Raw genomic sequence first — 19,416 nt, 5'->3', positions numbered from 1 at the left:
CAAGCGGTTTTCGCAGAAAAGTCACGGATATTCGGAGCTCTGATGATTGAAACCAACGTCCCCGCCTTATGGCGCAATTTTCTTCCGTGGCCGGGCGCTGAAACGCACAAGCATGCGCGGGGCCGTCTTGGCGTGGTGTCGGGGCGTGCGCATCAGACCGGGGCGGCGCGGCTGGCGGCGCGAGCCGGATTGCGGATCGGGGCAGGGGTGGTGCGGATTTTTTGCCCGCCCGACGCGGTCGCGGTGATCGCCCCCGCCGTCGAGGCCATCATGCTGACGCCCTTCGCCACCGCCGACGCCCTGGCCCGTGAAGTCGAGGATATGGATGCTGTTGTGGTGGGGCCGGCCGCCGGTCTGGACGAGACGACCGTGCACAATGTGCAGGCCCTGGCGATGAGCGGCGCGGCCCTGGTGATCGACGCAGATGGGCTTTCGGTGTTCAAGGGGCGAAGCGCCGAGTTGTTCGCTGTCCTGGACCGCGACGACGTGTTGACCCCGCATCAGGGGGAGTTCGAGCGCCTGTTTCCGGGGTTGCTGCGCAAGGGCCGCGCGGCCGCCGCAGTCGAAGCGGCCCGGCGCGCCCAGGCCATCGTCGTGCTCAAAGGCGCCGAGACCGTCATCGCGGCGCCCGACGACCGTGTGCGCATCAATCGCAACGGCTCGCCCTGGCTGGCCACAGCGGGAACCGGCGACGTCCTGTCCGGCATGATCGGCGGTCTGATCGCCCAGCGGATGGACAGTTTCGAAGCGGCCTGCGCCGCGGTCTGGATTCACGCCGACGCCGCCGACCGGTTCGGGCCAGGGCTGATCGCGGAAGACCTGAGCGAGGTCATGCCGCAGTCCCTGAAGCGCCTGTGGTTGGATGCCGACGGCGGGCGTCGAGATTGATCGCCTGGTCCACCATCTCATCGGCACGAAAACGCTCCTCATGGTGAACTTTAGGTCTCTGAAACATTCGCTGGGATGGGACGCATGACTAAGGTCGATCTGAAGAATCAGCTTCGCGAACTGTTCAATCCGCCAAAACACGACTTCGCTGACATTGCGGTTCCGACAATGGATTTCGTCAAGATTGACGGGGCCGGCGACCCCAATACTGCTCCTGCGTATAGAACGGCGGTCGAATGGCTATACGGCGTTAGCTACGCCATGAAATTTGCCGCGAAGAACGGCTTGGCGCGCGACTATGTGGTGCCGCCGCTCGAAGCGCTTTGGTGGTCTGATGATCCTGGCGCCTTCGCCTGCCGTGAGAAGGATCGCTGGCAATGGACCGTCATGATTATGGCGCCTGATTTCGCCACTGGCGCGATGTTCGAGGATGCGGTCGCCAAAACATTGAACAAGCGGAACGATCGCCCATCGTCGCTGCGGTTCGAACCCTATGCTGAGGGTCGGTCGCTGCAAATCCTACACATTGGTAGCTATGATGACGAAGGCCCGGTGTTGAAGCGGCTGCACGAGGACGTAATGCCCGGATTGGGCGTGACTTTCGCCGGTCCTCATCACGAGATCTACCTCAGCGACCCACGCAAAACTGAACCGGCCAAGCTCAAAACTATTCTTCGACAACCGGTTCGCGCCATTTGAATCGATTCGATTTTTGAGAAAGCTGGGAGCGTGAGACAATGGCGGCTACCGCGCTCCCGCCCCCTTTTCCGCCGAAGGCCGAGCGTGGCACCTTGACGTAGGTGGAGTCGAACGAGGCGCTGCGGGCCATCACCGACTCCGGCGCGACCAAGACGCATTGGAATCAGGATTTGCCGCCCCGCTTCAAGCGGGTGATTCGGTTTGGAGCCTAGAGCATGGCTCGCTTTGACGGAATCGGGATTCCCAAGTTTGCGGTGATCTGATTCAACATTCGTGCTGGATGGGAGGCCAGCCCGGATGACGGCTCCTTATTCGATGGATCTTCGTGAGCGAGCGTTGGCGCGTAAGGCGCAGGGCGAGACACACCGGGAGATCGCGGCGGCGCTTCGGATCAGTCCGTCTTGCGTGTCCAAGTGGACGAAGCGAGTTGGAGAGACAGGTTCGGCGGCGCCGGGCCAGGTCGGCGGCCACAAGCCTCGCACGCTGTCAGGAGACTGCGCCGAATGGCTGCGCACCCGCATCGCCTCAGGGCCGTTCACGCTCAGAGGACTGACGGCCGAACTTGCCGCGCGCGGGATCAAGACCGGCCCTCGAGCGGTGTGGGTGTTCGTGCACGCTGAAGGACTGAGCTTCAAAAAAACACTGCTGCCTGAGGAGCAGGCCCGGCCTGACGTCGCGCGCCGCCGCGCACGCTGGAAGGCGCATCAGGGGCGGATCGACCCGTCGCGACTGGTGTTCCTGGACGAGACCTGGGTCAAGACCAACATGGCGCCCTTGCGCGGCTGGGGGCCGAGGGGCGACGCTTGAAGGGCCACTCGCCCTTCGGTCACTGGAAAACCCTGACCTTCATCGCCGCCCTGCGCCATGACCGGATCGACGCGCCCTGGGTTATCGATGGTCCGATCAACGGCGCGATCTTCCTCGTCTACATCGAGAAAATACTGGCGCCGACCCTGTCGCCTGGCGACGTCGTCGTCCTCGACAACCTCGGCAGTCACAAGGGCAAGGCCGCCCGCGCCGCTGTCAGGGCCAAAGGCGCACACATGATCTTCCTGCCCCCTTACTCCCCCGACCTGAACCCCATCGAACAGGTCTTCGCCAAGCTCAAACACCTCATGCGCAACGCCCAGCCCAGAACCATTGAAGCCACGTGGCGAAAGGCCGGAGAGATCATCAATCTCTTCAGCCCCGCCGAATGTGCGAACTACCTCGTCAACTCAGGATACGGTTCCGTGTGAAGGAATCACGCTCTAGAGCGCGCCTGTGCGCGAGTGAGCCGACCTATCTCGAAGCTGCCGATCCAACACTTGTGGCGTCGATCCAATCGAAAGCCTCTTGAAGAGTGGTCGTCCAGATCGTGTCGCGGTGCGCCGCGAGCCAGGCCAGCAGCTCCGCATGCGCGGCCTCGCTGACGGCGATATGATCGCCCCCGACGCCATGGAATAGAAAGACCGCCATTCCGCCGCCTGCGCGGGCTTGTTCGGCGAATGCGATCAGGTCTTGGGCGGTCGCGTCTTCCGCGAAGCCGGCGGCAGGCACATTCATCCGATCCAGGCTTGATATATCGCGGCGCAGATCGTCCGAGCTCGCCGACACGCTGCGTGCATAGGTGACCAAGCCGGATTGGCGCAGCGGCTCGATATAGTCCTGGCCGCCGGCCACGGTCTGACCGCAAGTCATGGCGTAGCCGTGGCGCATCTTGCCGTCGATGGCGGTCAACAAGGTATTGGCCTGGGCGATCTCCTGGAGGAGGCTGTGAGGCGTGTAGGCCTCCAGGGTATTGCGCGGATCCGCCGGGAAGGTCGCCGACAGGCAAGGGTGGAATAGGGTGTGATTGGCCAGTTCATGTCCATCCGCAGCCACAGTTCGCCAGGACTCCACGGCCTCAGGCTTGAGATTGCTCAAGAAGAAGACGCCAGGCAGGCCTGCGGCGTTGAGCGCCGGCACGGCGATGCTCAACTGAGAGGGCAGGGCGTCGTCATACGTCAGAACAACTATAGCCTTGGTTCCAGGCGGGCGCGCGAAGGAAGCCGTAGGCGTGAATACCGCAACGGCGACCGCCAGAACGGCGAGAATGCGCGCGCCAAACGCCATGATCGGATCTCCCTTTAAGGCCGCCAGCGGGCCTGCTTGTTCCTTGATGCCGCTTCCTTAAGCCAAGGCGCAAGGTCGTGCCTGAGGCGAATAGAAAAAAAGACTTCATTTAAGGCTGGCGTTTTCGAAATGTCTCGAGCTAATGTCGGGCGTGCAATCCCGCAGTTAGACGGGAGGGGCGGCGAGAGCGGGCATCTGCTTGATCGCACCCTAGGTTTGGAAACAGAGGTCGATCCCGCAACGGTTCGGCCCGGCAGGGGGCGCGCCTAGGCGCGATGGCTGAATAATGACTAATTCGCGTTCTTCACGGACTGCGGCTTTGATGGCGGGCACTTCGGCGATCGCCGTCGGCTTTGTCCTTACCTTGGGCGCTCCGACGTCCGCCTTCGCCCAGAGCGAAGCCCCGCCCGCCCAAACCGATGACGCGGCCGTCGTCGATGAGGTCGTGGTCACCGGCATTCGCGGCGCCCTGCGCTCGGCCCAGCGGATCAAGCGCGACGCCGACACCGTGGTCGATTCCATCACCGCCACAGACATCGGCTCTTTCCCGGACAAGTCGGTGGCGGAGGCCTTGCAGCGGGTCGCCGGCGTGACCGTCAATCGCTACGCCGCGACGTCTGACACCACCCACTTCTCCAACGAGCCCTCCGGCGTGCTCGTCCGGGGGCTTTCGCAGGTGCGTTCCGAGTTCAATGGCCGCGACACCTTCAGCGCCAATTCGTCACGCGGGCTGAGCTGGGGCGACGTGTCGCCCGAGTTGATGTCAGGCGTCGACACCTACAAGAACCAGACTGCGGAACTGATCGAAGGCGGCATTGCAGGCACCATCAATCTGCGCACCCGCCTTCCGTTCGATGTGTCCGGCCGTCAGGCGGCCCTGACCGTCACCGGCAACTATGGCAGCCTGGCCGAAGAGATCACGCCGGAAGTCTCGGCCATCTTCAGCGACCGGTTCCAGACATCGATCGGCGAGTTCGGCGTCATGGCCAACCTGGCCTATTCCGAGCTGAGCAGTGTGTCGGAAAGCGCCCAATACGGACGGATGGGCGTATTCGAGAATGTCACCGCTCTCGGCGGCGGCACGAAATACATCCCGTCCTGGTATCGGGTGGGCCGTACGGAGTTTGACCGGACCCGGCAAGGCTTAGCGGGGGCCGTCCAGTATCGCGACAATTCCGGTCGCTTCCAAGCGACGCTGCAATACAACCGCTCGACCTATGAGAACGTCTGGCATGAGCAGGCCATCAAAGGCAGCGCCTTCACCCTGTACGGCCAGCCGACGGATTATGTGATCACCGACGCCAACTACGCCACCACCTTGGCCGCAGCGCCGGGCAGCACCTTTACCTTTGATGACGAAGGTAATTTCGAAACTGGCGTATTGAACTCTCCGATCGGCTGGGCCGGTCTCGACAATGCTTCCGCCGGGGCAGGGATCGGCGTCACTTCCGACGGTAGCCCCATCATCAACGCCTGTTACAGCTGGGCGGGTTGCTCTCCGGAGACGCGGGGCGGCGAGGTCGAATCCATCACGCGCTACAATCGAAATGAGCAGATGACGGAGGATCTGTCGCTGAACATGAGGTGGGACGCGACAGACCGTCTCAGCTTCATGGCTGATATTCAGTACGTCAATGCGACGGTGACCAACCTCGACCAGGACGTCAGCCAGATCGCCTATGCCAACATCGCCATCGACGCGACCGGCGAGCATCCGACGATGACCCTCACGCCCGGCACGAACAACAATTATGCCGACGGCTTCCTGTCCAATCCCAACGCCTGGCGTTTCAACAACGTCAATGACCACACCGAAGATAGCGAAGGCAATCAACTGGCGGTCCGCGGCGACATGGAATACAAGTTCGATGAAGGCGGTTGGCTGGACAGTCTGAAAGCTGGCGTTCGCTACGCTGATCGCGAGCAAACGGTACGGTGGAGCGCTTACAACTGGGGCGGCGTCGCCAATGCCTGGGGTTGTGACAGCTTTGACGCCACGAGCACGAACTCCGCATGGTACAATGTGGACAGCACCACGGGCGGCGCCAGCGTGAACGGTGATTGCAACGCCTCCACGCCCAATACGACCTTCGCCGGCTGGGATGCAGGCCTAGCTTCAGTTCAGGACTTCCCGGAGATTTTCGGCGGTCTGGTTTCTGGCGGCCCCTATTCCTTCACAAGCTGGGACTTCCTGGAAAGCCATGAGGCCTTATCTAACGCCTTCGCCTATGACAGCGTCGGCGTGGGATCTTCGCGGTGGACACCGGTCTGTCGCCGCGCCGGTGAGGTGGACGGCTGCTATCTCCCGCAGGAGATCGCCGAAATCAAGGAAGAGACCGCCGCCGTCTATGCCATGCTGAAGTTCGGCGGCCCGGACACCCGGATCGGCGGCTATCGCATCTCCGGCAATATCGGCGCCCGCTATGTGGAGACCAAGGACTCCAGCGACGGCTACCTGATCCATGCCGACCTGCTGCGTTCGACCTCCCTGGATTGCCGCGCGAACACAGCCCCGCCGGGATCGACCACGCCCGTCGTGCCGCAGACCATCGGCTGCTACATTAGTGCAGACGATATCGCCTTTTCGGACGGTCTGGCGGAGGCTCGTGTCGCTTCGGTCAAGCACAAGAATTTCCTGCCGAGCTTCAATCTCCGTGTGGATCTGACCGACACTTGGCTGATGCGGTTCGCCGCTTCGCGCGCCATGTCCCGTCCGGACATCGGCTATCTGAAGAACTATCTGCAGGTGGGGATCAGCCTGCCCAGCACCGACGACCCCAACGACGAACGGTGGGTGAAGGATGCTTCCGGAAACATCGTGGGCGTCACGCCGCGCTATACGGCGGAGGCCTACAACCCCTACCTCAAGCCCATCACCGCCGATCAGTTCGACCTGACGCTGGAAAATTACTTCGCTGACACCGGCTCCTTCTCGCTGGCGCTCTTCTACAAGAAGTTCAACGACTACATTCAGTATGGAACCTATGATCAGTCGATCACGATCGACGGCGTCACACGCGACGTTCAGGTTCGGGGGCCTGTCAATGGCGACGGGGCCTCGCTGCATGGTGCGGAAGTCGCCTTCCAGAGCTTCTTCCCCTCATTGCCTTCGCCGTTTGACGGTCTCGGCGTGCAGGCCAACTTCACCTATGTCGAGAACTCCGGCATCTCGAACTCGAACCTGACAAACGTGTCGAGCGGCGGCGGCTCGAACACGTCCGGCAACGGCGTCAGCCAAGCCTCGGACAGTATCACCACGGATAGTCTGGAGGGCCTGTCGAAATATTCCTTCAACCTGGTTGGCCTCTATGAAAAGGGCCCTTGGGCCGCGCGTGTGGCCTATAACTGGCGCTCGGAATTCCTGTTGTCTGCGGTGGACTGCTGCATCGGCTTGCCGATCTGGCAAGAGGCGGCCGGCTATCTTGACGCGTCTCTGCGCTACAAGATCAACGACCACGCCGAAGTGAACCTCCAGGCGTCCAATCTGTTGGACACGGAATCCGTGCTGAAACAGCAGGTGACGGATGCCGAGGAGGGCGGGCTGCTTAAGGATTACTCCTGGAACCGCACCGATCGTCGTTTCATGGTCACCCTGCGCCTGCGCTACTGATCGACATCCGACGCGCCCCGCCTGGCGGGGCGCGTCCTTCCTTGCCCGATGGAAGACATGCGAAAGACCGCACAAGGGCAGCCTAGGACTGTCGTCATTCTGGGCGGTGGAACGGCCGGCTGGATGACTGCGGCCGCTCTGACCGCCGTATTCAATCCCGCGCAGGTACGGGTGCGGCTGGTCGAATCTGACGACATAGGCATCGTCGGCGTGGGCGAAGCCACCTTGCCGGCCATTCGAGAATTCAACGCCTTCGCCGGGATTGCCGAGCGCGACATGCTGGTCGCAACCCAGGGGACCTACAAACTCGGAATTGAGTTCGTCGACTGGGGTCGTATCGGATCCCGATACGTCCATCCATTTGGCGCGCACGGTCGTCCGCTCGGCGGGGCGGCGTTTCATCACCAGTGGACCAGGGCCCGGTTGGCCGGCGCGCCCGTGGGGCCGATTGACGACTACGCCTATTCGATCGAAGCCTGTCGGCAGAACCGGTTCGAGCCGCCGTCGCTCGACGACAGCCGCGTCGAGTCCACCTACAGCTACGCCTATCATTTCGACGCTGGCCTCTATGCCCGCTTCCTCAGGGATGTCGCCGAGGGTCGGGGGCTACTGCGGACGGAGGGGCGGGTCGAGGCGGTCGAGCGAACCGGCGATCATATCGCCGCCCTTCGGCTGGTCTCCGGCGAACGTATCGAGGGCGATCTGTTTATCGACTGTAGCGGGTTTCGCGCCCTCGCCATCGGCGAACAGCCCGGCGACGCCTGGGAAGACTGGAGCCATTGGCTGCCCTGCGACCGCGCCGTGGCGGTTCCGACGGCCCGCTCTGAAGCGTTCACGCCCTTCACGCGATCAACCGCATCCAGCGCGGGGTGGCTGTGGCGTATTCCGCTGCAGCATCGCACCGGCAACGGCCATGTCTATTCCAGCGCCCACATATCGGATGACGAGGCGGCGGCCGCCTTGTTGGCGGGCGTGGACGGGGAGGTCCTGGCGGAGCCTCGCTTCCTGCGGTTTCGTTCTGGACGCCGCCGCGCATCCTGGCTGGGCAACTGCGTGGCCGTCGGGCTCTCAAGCGGCTTCCTCGAACCGCTGGAATCCACCAGCATTTATCTGATCCAGGCGGCAGTGACCAACCTGGTCAAGTTCTGGCCCGGCGCCGCCAATGGCCACGCGGTTCTGCGCGACGCCTTCAACTCGGCCATTGATCTGGAGTATGATCGTGTCCGCGATTTCCTGATCTTGCACTACTGGCTCAATGACCGCCCGGAGCCCTTCTGGCGTGAGCGTCGCGAAACAGAACCGCCCGCCAGCCTGCGTGAGACGGCGGCCCTGTTCCAAAGCCGCGGCCATGCGCCGTCTTATCGCAACGGCTTGTTCGCAGCGCCGAGCTGGATTTCGGTGATGACGGGGCAGGGAGCCCCGCCTCAGGCCTATGATCGTCTCGCGGATCATATGCCGTTGGCGCAGGTCATCTCGGGCTTGCAGGATGAGCGCGCGCGACTGGTGGCGAGGGTCGCGGCCATGCCGTTCCACGCCGACTATGTTGCGCGCAACGCCCTGGCGCGCGCCGCATGAAGGGCGCGCCTATCTCGCACGTGGTGATCGTCGGGTCAGGCGTCGATGCCTGGCTGACGGCCTTGGCCCTGGCGCGGGCTGTAGGGCCGTTGGGGGTTGCGATCGAGGTGTTGCAGACGCCGACTGATCCCACCCCCATAGTGCTGGACGCTCTGCCAGCCCTGCGGGCGCTTCATCGCCTGCTGGGCGTGGATGAACAAACCCTGGTGACCCAGTGCGGGGCCGTGCCCGTCGTTGGACAAAGGTTCACGGGTTGGAACCTGGATCAGCCGCCGTTCGTGCGGGCCTACGCCAGCGTCGGCGACGGCGGGTCGCACCTCGACTTCATCCAGCACTGGCTGCGCGCGCGGGCCCTGGGCATGACCGCCGGCTTCGGCGACTTCAGCCCGGCCGGCGTTGCGGCGGCCAAGCGCCGGGCCCCGCCGATTCAGGGAGAATGGAAGGGCGCGGATTATGGCTATCGTCTCGATGGCGCTGCTTACGTCGATCTGATTCAGCGCAAGGCCTTGGCGGCGGGGGTGACGCTGCGCGCCGTGGAATCGCTCGCCGTCCATCGCAATGAGGGCGGCCTAGAGGGTCTGGATATTGCCGACGGCCGGGTGAGGGCGGATCTGTACATTGATGCGACCGGGGAAGATGCGCGCCTCGGCCTCATTGGATCCTGGGAAGATTGGTCTGCCTGCTTCCCTTTCCGAAAGCTTGGCTATTTCACCGCGAGCCGACCGCATCAGCTTGAAGCCTTGACGGAAAATGTCGCCCTCTCAAGCGGTTGGGCCGCTGTTCTGGACTTGGCGGACCGACGCGTCATAGCGGCGGTCTTGGACGATCAAATCTCTGGCGAGGTCGCCAGAATGGAGCTTGAGGCGGTTCTCGGCGGGCCGGTCACGGCTTCGGGCGGGTCCGCGCCCGCCAGCCCTGGGATGCGAGACGGCTGGGTCGGAAACTGCGTTTCCTTGGGGCGATCGGCGCTCAGGACCGATGTCCTGGAGGGCGGGTGGCTGCTGGGGCTGCAAATCGGGCTGACCCATCTGATCGCCAATTTCCCGCTCGGTCAGGACATGGCCGGCGAGGCGCGTCTGTTCAATTCGGCAGTGCGGCGACATGCCGAGGCGGTTCGTGACTACCAGGCCGCCCACTATCGGCTGTCGAACCGTAGCGAGCCGAAGTGGCGTCAGGCTGCGAATGCGCCGATCCCGTCGTCACTACAGGCGCGTCTGGATCTATTCGCCGTGCGCGGCGCATTGCCGCCTTTCGAAGACGAGGTTTTTCAGGCTGATGACTGGCGCATGATGTTGCTGGGACACGGCCTGATCCCCACCGACCCCAACCCAGCCGCCGAGTCTCTTGATGACGCTGTCGAGAGGCGCCGGCTGTTTGGCGTCATTCAGCGGAATGTGGCGGAGGCGGCGGGTTTGCCGTCGGTTGAGGCGTGGCGATCATCCAGGGGCGCGGCATGAGCGAGATCAAGAAGATCGTCGTCGTCGGCGGAGGAACCGCCGGGTGGATGGCCGCGTCCGCGATGGCCAAGACCTTGGGGACTCGAGATCGGCAGATCGTCGTGATCGAGTCGGATCAGATCGGCACGGTCGGGGTGGGTGAAGCCACTATTCCGATGATCCTGCTGTTCAATCGCATCCTGGGCATCAAGGAGGATGACTTCATCCGCGCCACCCAGGCGACCTTCAAACTGGGGATCGAGTTCGCCGACTGGCGCCGGCTGGGCCACAGCTATTTCCATCCGTTCGGCCATTATGGCGTCGATATGGAAGGCATACCCTTCCAGCATTTCTGGCTGAGGTGGAAGGCGAACGGCGGTGGAGGCGGCCACGATCTGTTCAGCGCCGAAACCCAGGCGGCGGGTCGAAATCGCTTCATGCGGGTCGCCGACGAGCGGCCGCGCCGACTGCCCCCGGTCAACTACGCCTACCAGTTCGACGCCGGCCTGTTCGCCGCCTTCCTGCGCCGCTATTCCGAGGAAAGGGGCGTGGTTCGCGAAGAGGGGCGGATCGTCGAGGTTCGCCGGCACGGCGAGACGGGCGACGTCGACGCTCTGGTGCTCGATGACGGCCGGATTGTCGATGGCGACTTCTTCGTCGATTGCTCAGGCTTCCGCGCCCTCCTGATCGGGGAAACCCTGGGCGCCGCCTACGAGGATTGGACCCCGTGGCTGCCGACGGACCGGGCCGTCGCGGTCCCGTGCGCCAGAGTGTCGGACATGACGCCCTATACGCGGGCCACGGCGCGTGAGGCCGGTTGGCAGTGGCGCATCCCGCTGCAGCATCGCACCGGCAACGGCTATGTGTTCAGCAGTGCGTTTCTATCCGAGGACGAGGCCAGCGCGCGCCTGATGGAGCGGTTGGACGGCCAGCCCTTGGGGGATCCACGCGTCCTGCGTTTCACCGCCGGCCGTCGTATCAAGAGTTGGGATCGAAACGTCGTCGCCTTGGGCCTCTCCAGCGGGTTTCTGGAGCCGCTGGAATCCACCAGCATCCACCTGATCCAGGCCGGCGTGGCTAAGCTGCTGGCCCATTTCCCACAGCGCCGCAGCGAACCGCGGCTGGCCGAGAAATACAGCCGTGAAATGGCTGAAGACTATGAAGTCATCCGTGACTTCCTGATCGCCCACTACAAGCTGACCGAGCGGGACGACACGCCCTTCTGGCGCCACTGCCGCGACATGGCCGTGCCGGACTCGCTTCAGGCGCGCTTCGACCTGTTCGCCTCGCGCGGCGAGGTGCTCGCGCGGCATCAGGAACTGTTCAAGGAAGCCAACTGGCTTGCGGTGCTGATGGGGATGGGGATGACGCCTGAGGGCTATCATCCCGTCGCCGACCAGCGGGATTTCGCTCAGCTGGAGTCGACCCTGACACAGATCCAGCAGGCCGTTCTCGAGCGCGCCACCGCCATGCCGCTTCATGATCAGTATCTGATTCAGGCTGGGCTGACCGCACCGCCGCCAGCGTCAGCCGCCTGAGCCCATTTTCAAAATCGCCCAAGGAGCTTCCATGTTAAATCGCCGACAAATTCTTGCCGCCTCCGCAGCGGCGGCTGTTCTCCCAGGCGCCGCCGCCTGCGCCACCATGCCCGGCGCGGCCAGGCCCACGGGATTTGTGCGGCGCGACGGTGCGTCCTTTACATTGGACGGCAAGCCCTATCGCTACGCGGGCGCAAACGCCTGGTACCTGCCTTGGCTGGGCGCCGCGGCCGACTATGGCGACAACGCCCGGCTGGGACGCGAGCTTGATCGTTTGAAGGCGGACGGGGTGACCAACATCCGCGTGTCCGCTTCGGCCGAACTGTCCCCTCTGACCAATTCGGTGCGGCCGGCCTTCCGTGACCGCGGAACGGACTACAACGAGACCCTATTGGTCGGTCTGGACCGCACCCTGGCCGAGATGGGCCGACGGGACATAAAGGCGGTCCTGTATCTGACCAACTTCTGGGAGTGGTCAGGCGGGATGATGACCTATCTCCACTGGGTCAATGGCGGTCGCTACATCAACATGAACGACCCGGCCCATCCCTGGCCGGAATTCGCCGACATGAACGCCGACTTCTATCGCAGCCCTGAGGCGGTGGCCCTCTATCACCACTATATTCGCGCCGTGGTCGGCCGCACCAATACGATCACGGGCCTCGCGTATCGCGACGACCCGACCATCATGAGCTGGCAACTGGCGAATGAGCCGCGGGCGGCGGGTGGTCTGGAAAAGGTCAGGCAGAACCAGCCGGCCTTCCTGACCTGGGTCAACGGCACGGCCCGTCTGATCAAGTCTATCGCCCCCAACCAGTTGGTTTCGACGGGCAGCGAGGGGCTGAAAGGCTCGGGCGAGAGCGCCGAAATCGTCGCCGACACCCACCGCTCGGCCGACATCGACTATGTGACGACCCACATCTGGCCCGGCAACTGGGGTTGGCTGGATCGGCAAAACATGGCCGCGACCCACGCCAACGCCAAGGCGCAGACCGCCGACTACATCGCCAGGCACGTCGATATCGCTCGCGGCCTGAACAAGCCGCTGGTGATCGAAGAGTTCGGATATCCCCGCGACGGCGACCTGTATGATCCGTCGGTTCCCACGACCATGCGGGACGACTTCTATGAGACCATCTACAAGGCGGCGCTCGACGATGCGCGCGCCGGCGGGCCGGTCGCGGGGACCAACTTCTGGGCCTGGAACGGCGAGGGTCGCGCGGCTCATCCCGACCATCGCTTCAAGAGCGGCGACACGGCCTGGCTGGGCGATCCCCCGCATGAGCCGCAGGGCTGGTACGGGGTCTTCGACACCGACGCCTCCACCCGTGCGCGGGTTCGGACGCACGCCGCCGCCATGCGCGCACTGACCGTCTGATGGTCAACCGAAGACCCCGCCATGCGGGCGGGGTCTTCGGCGGCTTAGTTGCGACCCGCCTGCATGAGTATCGCGTCAGACGGAAGAAGCTGGTCAAGGAAAGGCAATATGGCCGCACCGATCGCGGGAGCGTCCTGGGCGATTACGGCGGGCATGATCCTCGGCGTGGACGGCAGCGCCATCCTGCTCAGGGCTTCGGTCAGGCCGGCCGCCAGTCGCGCGATCAAGCTCTCGGGCAGACGTCCGCCGATCAGAATAGCGTGGGGATCAATCAGGCAACTGAGGCTGACCAGAGGCAGGGTGAGCGATCGCACCGAATCCTCGAGCCAGCGCCGGATCACGGCCTCCGTTTCAGGGCAGGGTGCGGCGAGGTCGGTGATCGAGGGCGAGGCCAGACCTGCCTGTTCAAGCCGCTCCAACAGAGCCGACATGGAGACTGTGTCCTGCACCAGCATATTGGGGCCGGTCGAGGTCGGGTCGGGCATCAGACCAATCTCTCCGCTCCGGGAGGCGGCGCCGCGATGATAGTTTCGATTGATCACCAAGCCGCCGCCCAGGCCGGCGCTGATCAACAGATAGAAGAAGCTGGGGTTATCGAAGGCAGTGCCGTACTCAGCCTCGCCCAAAGCGGCCGCGGCAGCGTCGTTGTCACAGTGAATCGGCCAGGGCATCAGGTCGGCCAACGCCTTGTCTATGGCGATGTCGCTCCAGCGCTCGTAGCCGGGGGGACGATGGGCCAGGCTGATGCGCCCAAGGTCGTCCGGGATGGCGACGCCCACGCCCAGAATACGCGTTCGATCGACCTTGCCGGAGGTGATGACGCCATCCAGTTCGTCGCGCACGAAGGCGATGACCTCTTCGGGCATCGCAAACGCCGCTTCCCGCGAGACCCGACTTCTGACCACGCCCTCCAGGTCGAGGATGAGAATGGTCAGGTGATCACGGTCGATGTTCAACCCTATGCTGAAGGCGCCCTCAGGCACGACGCGCAGCATCAGGGCGGGATGGCCGCGAACGCCTTTGCGACGCCCGACAACCGTCACCAGGCCCATCTCGATCAGACGGTGGGTGATATTGGCGATGGTCGGCGCGGTCAGCCCCGTCAGCTGGGAGATTTCAATCCGGGTGACATCCGGCTGAAGCCGAATCGCCTGAAGCACCGTGCGCAGATTGTAGTCGCCGGCCCGTTCCAGATTGGTGCCCGACAAAGTGCCCGACAGGGTTCGCGGAGACCGAGCGTCGTTAGGCTTCTTGGCGCCGGCCTTGGACGCGCGATTCTTCTGGGCGGCGGTTTTGAGGGTCATGATTCCGCACGGCGTTTGATCCGGAGCTGTCTGGCGCGCTCGTGATCGACAAACAAGAAAATCGAATAAATAAATGAAATTGACTTTTACCCGAACGATCCCGTTTGGGAAGGGCGCTAGGTACTATATTGGGCGGCCCAAGGAGCAGGCGATGATACAGATAGGTGTAGATTTTGGCGGGACCAAGATCGAAGCGGCGGCGATCGATCCGTCTGGCGCCTTTTTGTCGCGCTTACGAACGCCGAATCCAGGCGGATATGACCAAGCCATTCGCGTCGTTCGCGACCTGATCCAGGGGGTCGAGCAGGAATCGGGGCGAAAAGGCACGGTCGGAATCGGCGCGCCGGGTTCGCCCTCGCCTCGGGACGGCATGATGCGCAACGCCAACTCCACCTTCTTGAACGGCCGGCCCTTCCAATCCGATCTTGAGACGGCGCTTGGTCGCCCCATCCGCCTGGCCAACGACGCCAACTGCATGGCCTTGTCCGAAGCCTTCGACGGCGCCGCTGGTGGGGCGCGCTCGGCCTTCGGCGTCATCGTCGGAACCGGCGTCGGCGGCGGTCTGGTTGTCGATGGCCGGATCGTGGAGGGCGCGAACGGCATGGGCGGCGAACTGGGCCATGTGCCCCTGCCTTGGATGACCCAGGACGAGTTCCCTGGGCCCGCCTGCTGGTGCGGCAAGCACGGCTGCCTGGACATGCTGGTTTCGGGAACAGGGGTGCGGCTGGATCACGAACGCAGAACCGGCGTCGCCATGGACCCGCCGCTGATCGTCGAAGCGGCGAGGGCCGGAGAGCCGGACGCGGTCGCCACTCTAGACGCCTATGTCAGCCGCCTGGGGCGCGCGCTCGCCATGATCGCCAATATCGTCGATCCCGATGTCTTCGTCCTGGGCGGGGGCATGTCGAACGTTGATGAAATCTATGATCGTCTGCCCGCCGTGATCGCCCAGTATGCGTTCGGCGGTTTGTGGCAGGGACGTGTGGTCAAGGCGCGTTGGGGCGACTCGTCAGGGGTCCGCGGCGCCGCGCGGCTCTGGTCGTAATCAGCAGCCGCGCCGTTGGATTACGACGCGGCGAAGGACGCAGGACGGACATCGCCGTCCTGCGTGATTGAGCTCTTCATCTTACGCCGCATTGCACGGGGCCAGGCGGGGCGCTGGCGATGCGGATCGACGAAATATCCACCGCCATCGGCCCCGTCGCGGCGATGATGAAGGGACGGGTCACGGCGGCCATGTTCACCCCGCCGTCCGCAAAGCAGCGCAGCGGCGTCGCCACCGTCGTCCAGTCTCCCGTGGTTCTGACTGCGCCTGTCAGCGGCAGATCGACCTGCCGCTCCGCGCTGGCCATGCCCAGGGTGACCGTTCCCGCAGCGCCCTCCATGACGCGATAGTCGACGATCAGGCTGAGTTGCCCATTGCTCTCGCGCGTGAAGTCGGCCGAGCCGTTTTCATTGACCGACAGACCGCCCGGCCCCGTCCAGGTGAGACGCAACGAATCCTCCTGTGCGCCGCGATCGGTGCGGGCCAGGCGTATGGCGCCGTCACGATCAAACGTCGCGCCGGCGGCGGTGCGGCCCCGCACGAAGACGGCGGTTCTGTCGTTGGCGGCGACCTCGGGCCGTGTCTCGTCAAGCGCGCCCAGGCGGCTGGGCCCGTCGGCGTAGGCGAGGCCGTAACCGAAGGGGAACAGCGGGTCATAGTTCGCATCTCGCGCATTCAGCACGAACTGATCCAGGCGTTTGGGCCAAGAGAAGCTGAGTTTGCCCTTGAAGTCGTGCGCAGGCTTGCCGTCAGCCCCCGCGATCAGCACATCAGCGACGCCGCCCCCTTCCGTGCCCGGCAGCCAGGCGGCGACAAAGGCGTCGGCGGCGTTGAGCTCGGGGTTGACCCACAGGGGACGACCGGAAAGGAAGACGGCGACGACCGGCACGCCCTCGGCCTTCAGCCGCCGCAGCAGGGCGAGGTCGGACTTGTCGTCGGCGCTGTATTCCAGGGTCTGTCGATCACCGGTAAACTCGGCATAGGGCGTTTCGCCGAAGACGACGATGGCGACATCCGGCTTGTGGTCATAGCGACCGTCGGCCGCCAGAACGGCCTGGCCTCCGCCCGCCGCGACGGCCTGCTCGATCCCGGCCCAGATCGACTGACCATTGGGGAAATGGCTGTTGGTCACGTCCGTGCCTTGCCAGGTGATCGACCAGCCGCCGGCCTGCTGCCCGATATCGTCAGCGCCGCGCCCCGCGACCAGGATGCGAGCATCGGCGCGGACAGGCAGGACGCCGCCGTCGTTCTTCAGGAGAACCAGAGATTCGCGCACGGCTTGGCGCGCCAGGGCGCGGTGTTCGCTGGAACCCAGAACCTCGAAACGACCCGCCATAGGGCGAGAGGAGGGGCGCCCGGCTTCGAACGTGCCCGCCAGGATCTTCACACGCAGTATGCGACGGACCGCGTCGTCGAGCCGCGCCTTCGGGATACGACCGTCGCGGGCCGCCGCCAGGGTGTTGTCGTAGAGCTGACGCCAGTTCGGGCCGGAATACATGAACATGTCGAGACCGGCGTTGATGGCCGCAGGACAGTCTTCATTGGTGCATCCCGGCACCTGGCCGTGTGCATTCCAGTCGCCGATGGTGAAGCCGTCGAACGCCCAGCGATCCTTGAGCACGCCCGTCAGAAGGCTGGTGTTGCCGGTCATCTTGACGCCGTTCCAGCTCGAGAAGCTCGGCATCACGGTCAGCGCCCCGGCAGGTAGAGCGGTTGTGTAGCCGGCCGCATGGACGTCGCGCAGGGTGGCTTCGTCGATGCGCGCATCGCCTTGGTCGCGACCGCCGGTGCCCCCGTCGGCCAGGAAGTGTTTGACGGACGAGATCACCTTGCCCGGAGCCAGGAAATCTACGCCCACTCGACCCTGTAGTCCTTGAACCATTCGACCAGCGTAGCTCGCGACGACGGCCGGGTCTTCGGAGTAGCTCTCATAGGTTCGGCCCCAGCGGTCGTCCTGAACCACCGCGACAGTGGGGGCGAAGCTCCAGTCCAATCCAGTCGCCGACGTCTCCAGCGCGGTAGCGGCGCCGATCTGTTCGATCAGGTCGGGATTGCGTGCAGCGCCCAGGCCGATGTTGTGCGGAAACAGGGTCGCGCCGACGATATTGTTGTGGCCGTGCACCGCATCCGTACCCCAGATGACGGGAATCTTCGGACGGTCGTCCGATCGCTTCATGGAGGCGTCGTAGAAGGCGTCAAACAGAGCCAGCCACTCGGCCGGCGGTGCATATTCATCATTGTTCGGGGCCGAGTTGCCGCCGTTGAGCACCGATCCGAACTTGTAGGTTTCCAGGTCCTTGGGGGTGATGCTGGCGATATCGACCTGGATCAGTTGGCCGACCTTGTCCTCGATCGCCATACGCGCCATCAGCGCATCGATGCGGGCCTCTACAGCGGCGTCGCGGGTTCTGGCCGGCGGCAAGGCCGGCCATTGATCAGGATGGGCCGTCGCAGACGGCGGGGCGGCGCTCTGAGCCAAGGCCGGTGTCGCCGCCTGTGCAAGAACCATCAGACTGGCCCCAATAATCGCCTTGATGTGCATTCGGCCTCTCCCATTCGACCCTTGTGATTGCGCGCAACCAAGGGGAGGGGAAGGGCTGCGTCAAGAATTGATATTTCAATTTTACCTTTTGTCGCATCTCGCGTCTTGCCCTTTCCAAGCAATTCAAGCTTGGACGTATGGTGCGCAGACGCTGACGAGGGAGTGGCGAATGGACGGGGTTAAGAATCTTTGGCGCGCGGCCTTGCTCTCTGTCGCCTTGAGCGTGCCCGTCGCGGCCTGCGCCCAGACGCTGCAGGTTTCCCAGACGCTGCAGGTTGCCCCGGCGATCAAGGTTCAGGCGGGCAGTGAGTCCCTTCCTCTGCATGTCGGCGGCAGGGTGCAGCAGCGAGGCGGCGCTTACCTGAGCCAATGGCCCGGCGCCTATTTCGAAACCGCCTTCAGCGGCCGAGAGGTGTTTTTCCGCACGGGGGAAGACGATGTTCATCTGCGCGTGACGGTGGATGGCCAGGCGGTCTCGGTCCTGAGGCCGGGCCAGGGCCTACATCGAATCGGCGGATTGGCCGACGGCGACCACCGTCTGCGCATCGAAATCGTCAGCGAGAACCAGACCGCCCCTGTCAGTTTCGAAGGCGTCCTCGGCCTTCCAGCCCGCGCCATGGTCGTCGACCCCCGTGCTCGGCAGATCGAATTCATCGGCGATTCCCACACCGTGGGTTACGCCAACACCACATCGGTGCGCGACTGCTCAGATGAGACCGTGTGGGAGACCACGGACACCGGCGCCGGGATCGCCGGCGTTCTGGCCAGGCGATACGACGCCGACTATCAGGTGAACGCCATTTCGGGCCGAGGCGTGGTGCGCAACTATGGCGGCATGGCGCGGGACACCCTGCCGCAAGCCTATCCCTTCACCTTGTTCGACAAGCAAGTCTGGTACGCCGATGCGGCGTGGCGGCCACAGGTCATCGTCGTGGCCCTGGGCACCAACGACTTCTCGACCGAGTTGACGCCTGACGAGCGGTGGAAAAGCCGAGAGGCCCTGACGGAAGATTATGAGATCGCCTACGCCGCCTTCCTGCGCGGGCTCCGACTTAGGTCGCCCGACGCGCGCATCGTGGCGTGGGGCGCGGAAGGCAGCGAAATGGCGGTGGCCTCCCAGCGCGTGGTGGGGCGTCTGAGAGCAGAGGGGGACGCGCGCATCGTCTTTGCGCCTGTTGCGGCGATGGGGCTGGCCGCCTGTCACTGGCATCCCGACCTGGCCGACGACCGGGCCGTCGCCGCCACTATCGCCGCCGTTCTGGATGGGGACGGCGACCTATGGGTTGATCGTTGAGATCGGCTTACGG

General features: G+C 64.2%; 13 protein-coding genes. 10 read left to right on the top strand and 3 right to left on the bottom strand.

Going from position 1 to position 19,416, the window contains the following annotated elements; genetic code table 11:
- The first annotated feature begins 42 nt into the window (after positions 1–42).
- From OU998_RS10235 to OU998_RS10225, 3 genes are all read left to right on the top strand, one after another.
- Positions 43–888 carry an NAD(P)H-hydrate dehydratase gene (locus tag OU998_RS10235; RefSeq protein ID WP_267513330.1) on the top strand — a complete coding sequence of 282 codons (846 nt, stop codon included), beginning with the start codon at positions 43–45 and terminating at the stop codon, positions 886–888.
- 84 nt (positions 889–972) lie between these two features.
- Positions 973–1,587 (top strand): GyrI-like domain-containing protein, encoded by a 615-nt coding sequence (locus tag OU998_RS10230; protein ID WP_267513329.1) that lies wholly within the window; start codon positions 973–975, stop codon positions 1,585–1,587.
- Positions 1,588–1,884: 297 nt separating this feature from the next.
- Positions 1,885–2,825, top strand: a protein-coding gene (locus OU998_RS10225) for an IS630 family transposase (RefSeq protein ID WP_267513328.1) whose coding sequence is annotated in 2 segments (ribosomal slippage) — positions 1,885–2,386 and positions 2,386–2,825 — 942 coding nt in all. Because the reading frame shifts where the segments join, the coding sequence is not laid out codon by codon here.
- A 43-nt stretch (positions 2,826–2,868) separates the two neighbouring features.
- On the opposite strand, the gene OU998_RS10220 is transcribed toward OU998_RS10225, so the two are convergent.
- The gene (locus tag OU998_RS10220) at positions 2,869–3,681 is read right to left on the bottom strand and encodes a polysaccharide deacetylase family protein (RefSeq protein WP_267513327.1); all 813 of its coding nucleotides are present in this window, start codon (positions 3,679–3,681) and stop codon (positions 2,869–2,871) included.
- 322 nt (positions 3,682–4,003) lie between these two features.
- Between OU998_RS10220 and OU998_RS10215 the strand changes: the two genes are divergently transcribed.
- Genes OU998_RS10215 through OU998_RS10195 form a run of 5 tightly spaced genes read left to right on the top strand, consistent with a single transcriptional unit; the run spans position 4,004 to position 13,218 of the window.
- Entirely contained in the window at positions 4,004–7,291 is a 3,288-nt protein-coding gene (locus OU998_RS10215; protein WP_267513326.1) for a TonB-dependent receptor, read from the top strand.
- Between the two features lie 48 nt (positions 7,292–7,339).
- Entirely contained in the window at positions 7,340–8,866 is a 1,527-nt protein-coding gene (locus OU998_RS10210; protein WP_324287962.1) for a tryptophan halogenase family protein, read from the top strand.
- Positions 8,863–10,323 (top strand): tryptophan 7-halogenase, encoded by a 1,461-nt coding sequence (locus OU998_RS10205; protein WP_267513323.1) that lies wholly within the window; start codon positions 8,863–8,865, stop codon positions 10,321–10,323. Before OU998_RS10210 ends, OU998_RS10205 begins: the two co-directional genes overlap by 4 nt.
- Positions 10,320–11,840, top strand: coding sequence for a tryptophan halogenase family protein (locus OU998_RS10200; protein ID WP_267513322.1), 1,521 nt, complete (start codon positions 10,320–10,322; stop codon positions 11,838–11,840). The genes OU998_RS10205 and OU998_RS10200 overlap by 4 nt, the downstream gene beginning before the upstream one ends.
- A gap of 31 nt (positions 11,841–11,871) precedes the next feature.
- Positions 11,872–13,218, top strand: a complete 1,347-nt coding sequence (locus OU998_RS10195) for a glycoside hydrolase 5 family protein (protein WP_267513321.1) — start codon at positions 11,872–11,874, stop codon at positions 13,216–13,218.
- Between the two features lie 44 nt (positions 13,219–13,262).
- On the opposite strand, the gene OU998_RS10190 is transcribed toward OU998_RS10195, so the two are convergent.
- Positions 13,263–14,522, bottom strand: coding sequence for an ROK family transcriptional regulator (locus OU998_RS10190; protein WP_267513320.1), 1,260 nt, complete (start codon positions 14,520–14,522; stop codon positions 13,263–13,265).
- Positions 14,523–14,673: 151 nt separating this feature from the next.
- Here OU998_RS10190 and OU998_RS10185 point away from each other — a divergent pair, with 151 nt between their 5' ends.
- Positions 14,674–15,567 carry an ROK family protein gene (locus OU998_RS10185; protein ID WP_267513319.1) on the top strand — a complete coding sequence of 298 codons (894 nt, stop codon included), beginning with the start codon at positions 14,674–14,676 and terminating at the stop codon, positions 15,565–15,567.
- Between the two features lie 76 nt (positions 15,568–15,643).
- Here the strand turns inward: OU998_RS10185 and OU998_RS10180 are convergent, their stop codons facing one another.
- A complete protein-coding gene (locus OU998_RS10180) occupies positions 15,644–18,109 on the bottom strand; it encodes a glycoside hydrolase family 3 protein (RefSeq protein WP_267513318.1) in 2,466 nt (821 codons plus the stop codon).
- Between the two features lie 169 nt (positions 18,110–18,278).
- Between OU998_RS10180 and OU998_RS10175 the strand changes: the two genes are divergently transcribed.
- A complete protein-coding gene (locus OU998_RS10175; RefSeq protein WP_267513316.1) occupies positions 18,279–19,403 on the top strand; it encodes an SGNH/GDSL hydrolase family protein in 1,125 nt (374 codons plus the stop codon).
- Positions 19,404–19,416: the final 13 nt, after the last annotated feature.

The sequence above is a fragment of the Brevundimonas sp. SL130 genome (assembly GCF_026625805.1).
Taxonomy (GTDB): Bacteria; Pseudomonadota; Alphaproteobacteria; order Caulobacterales; family Caulobacteraceae; genus Brevundimonas.
The sequence above is the reverse complement of the archived record's forward strand: the minus strand, read 5'-3'. Positions and strand labels throughout refer to the sequence as shown.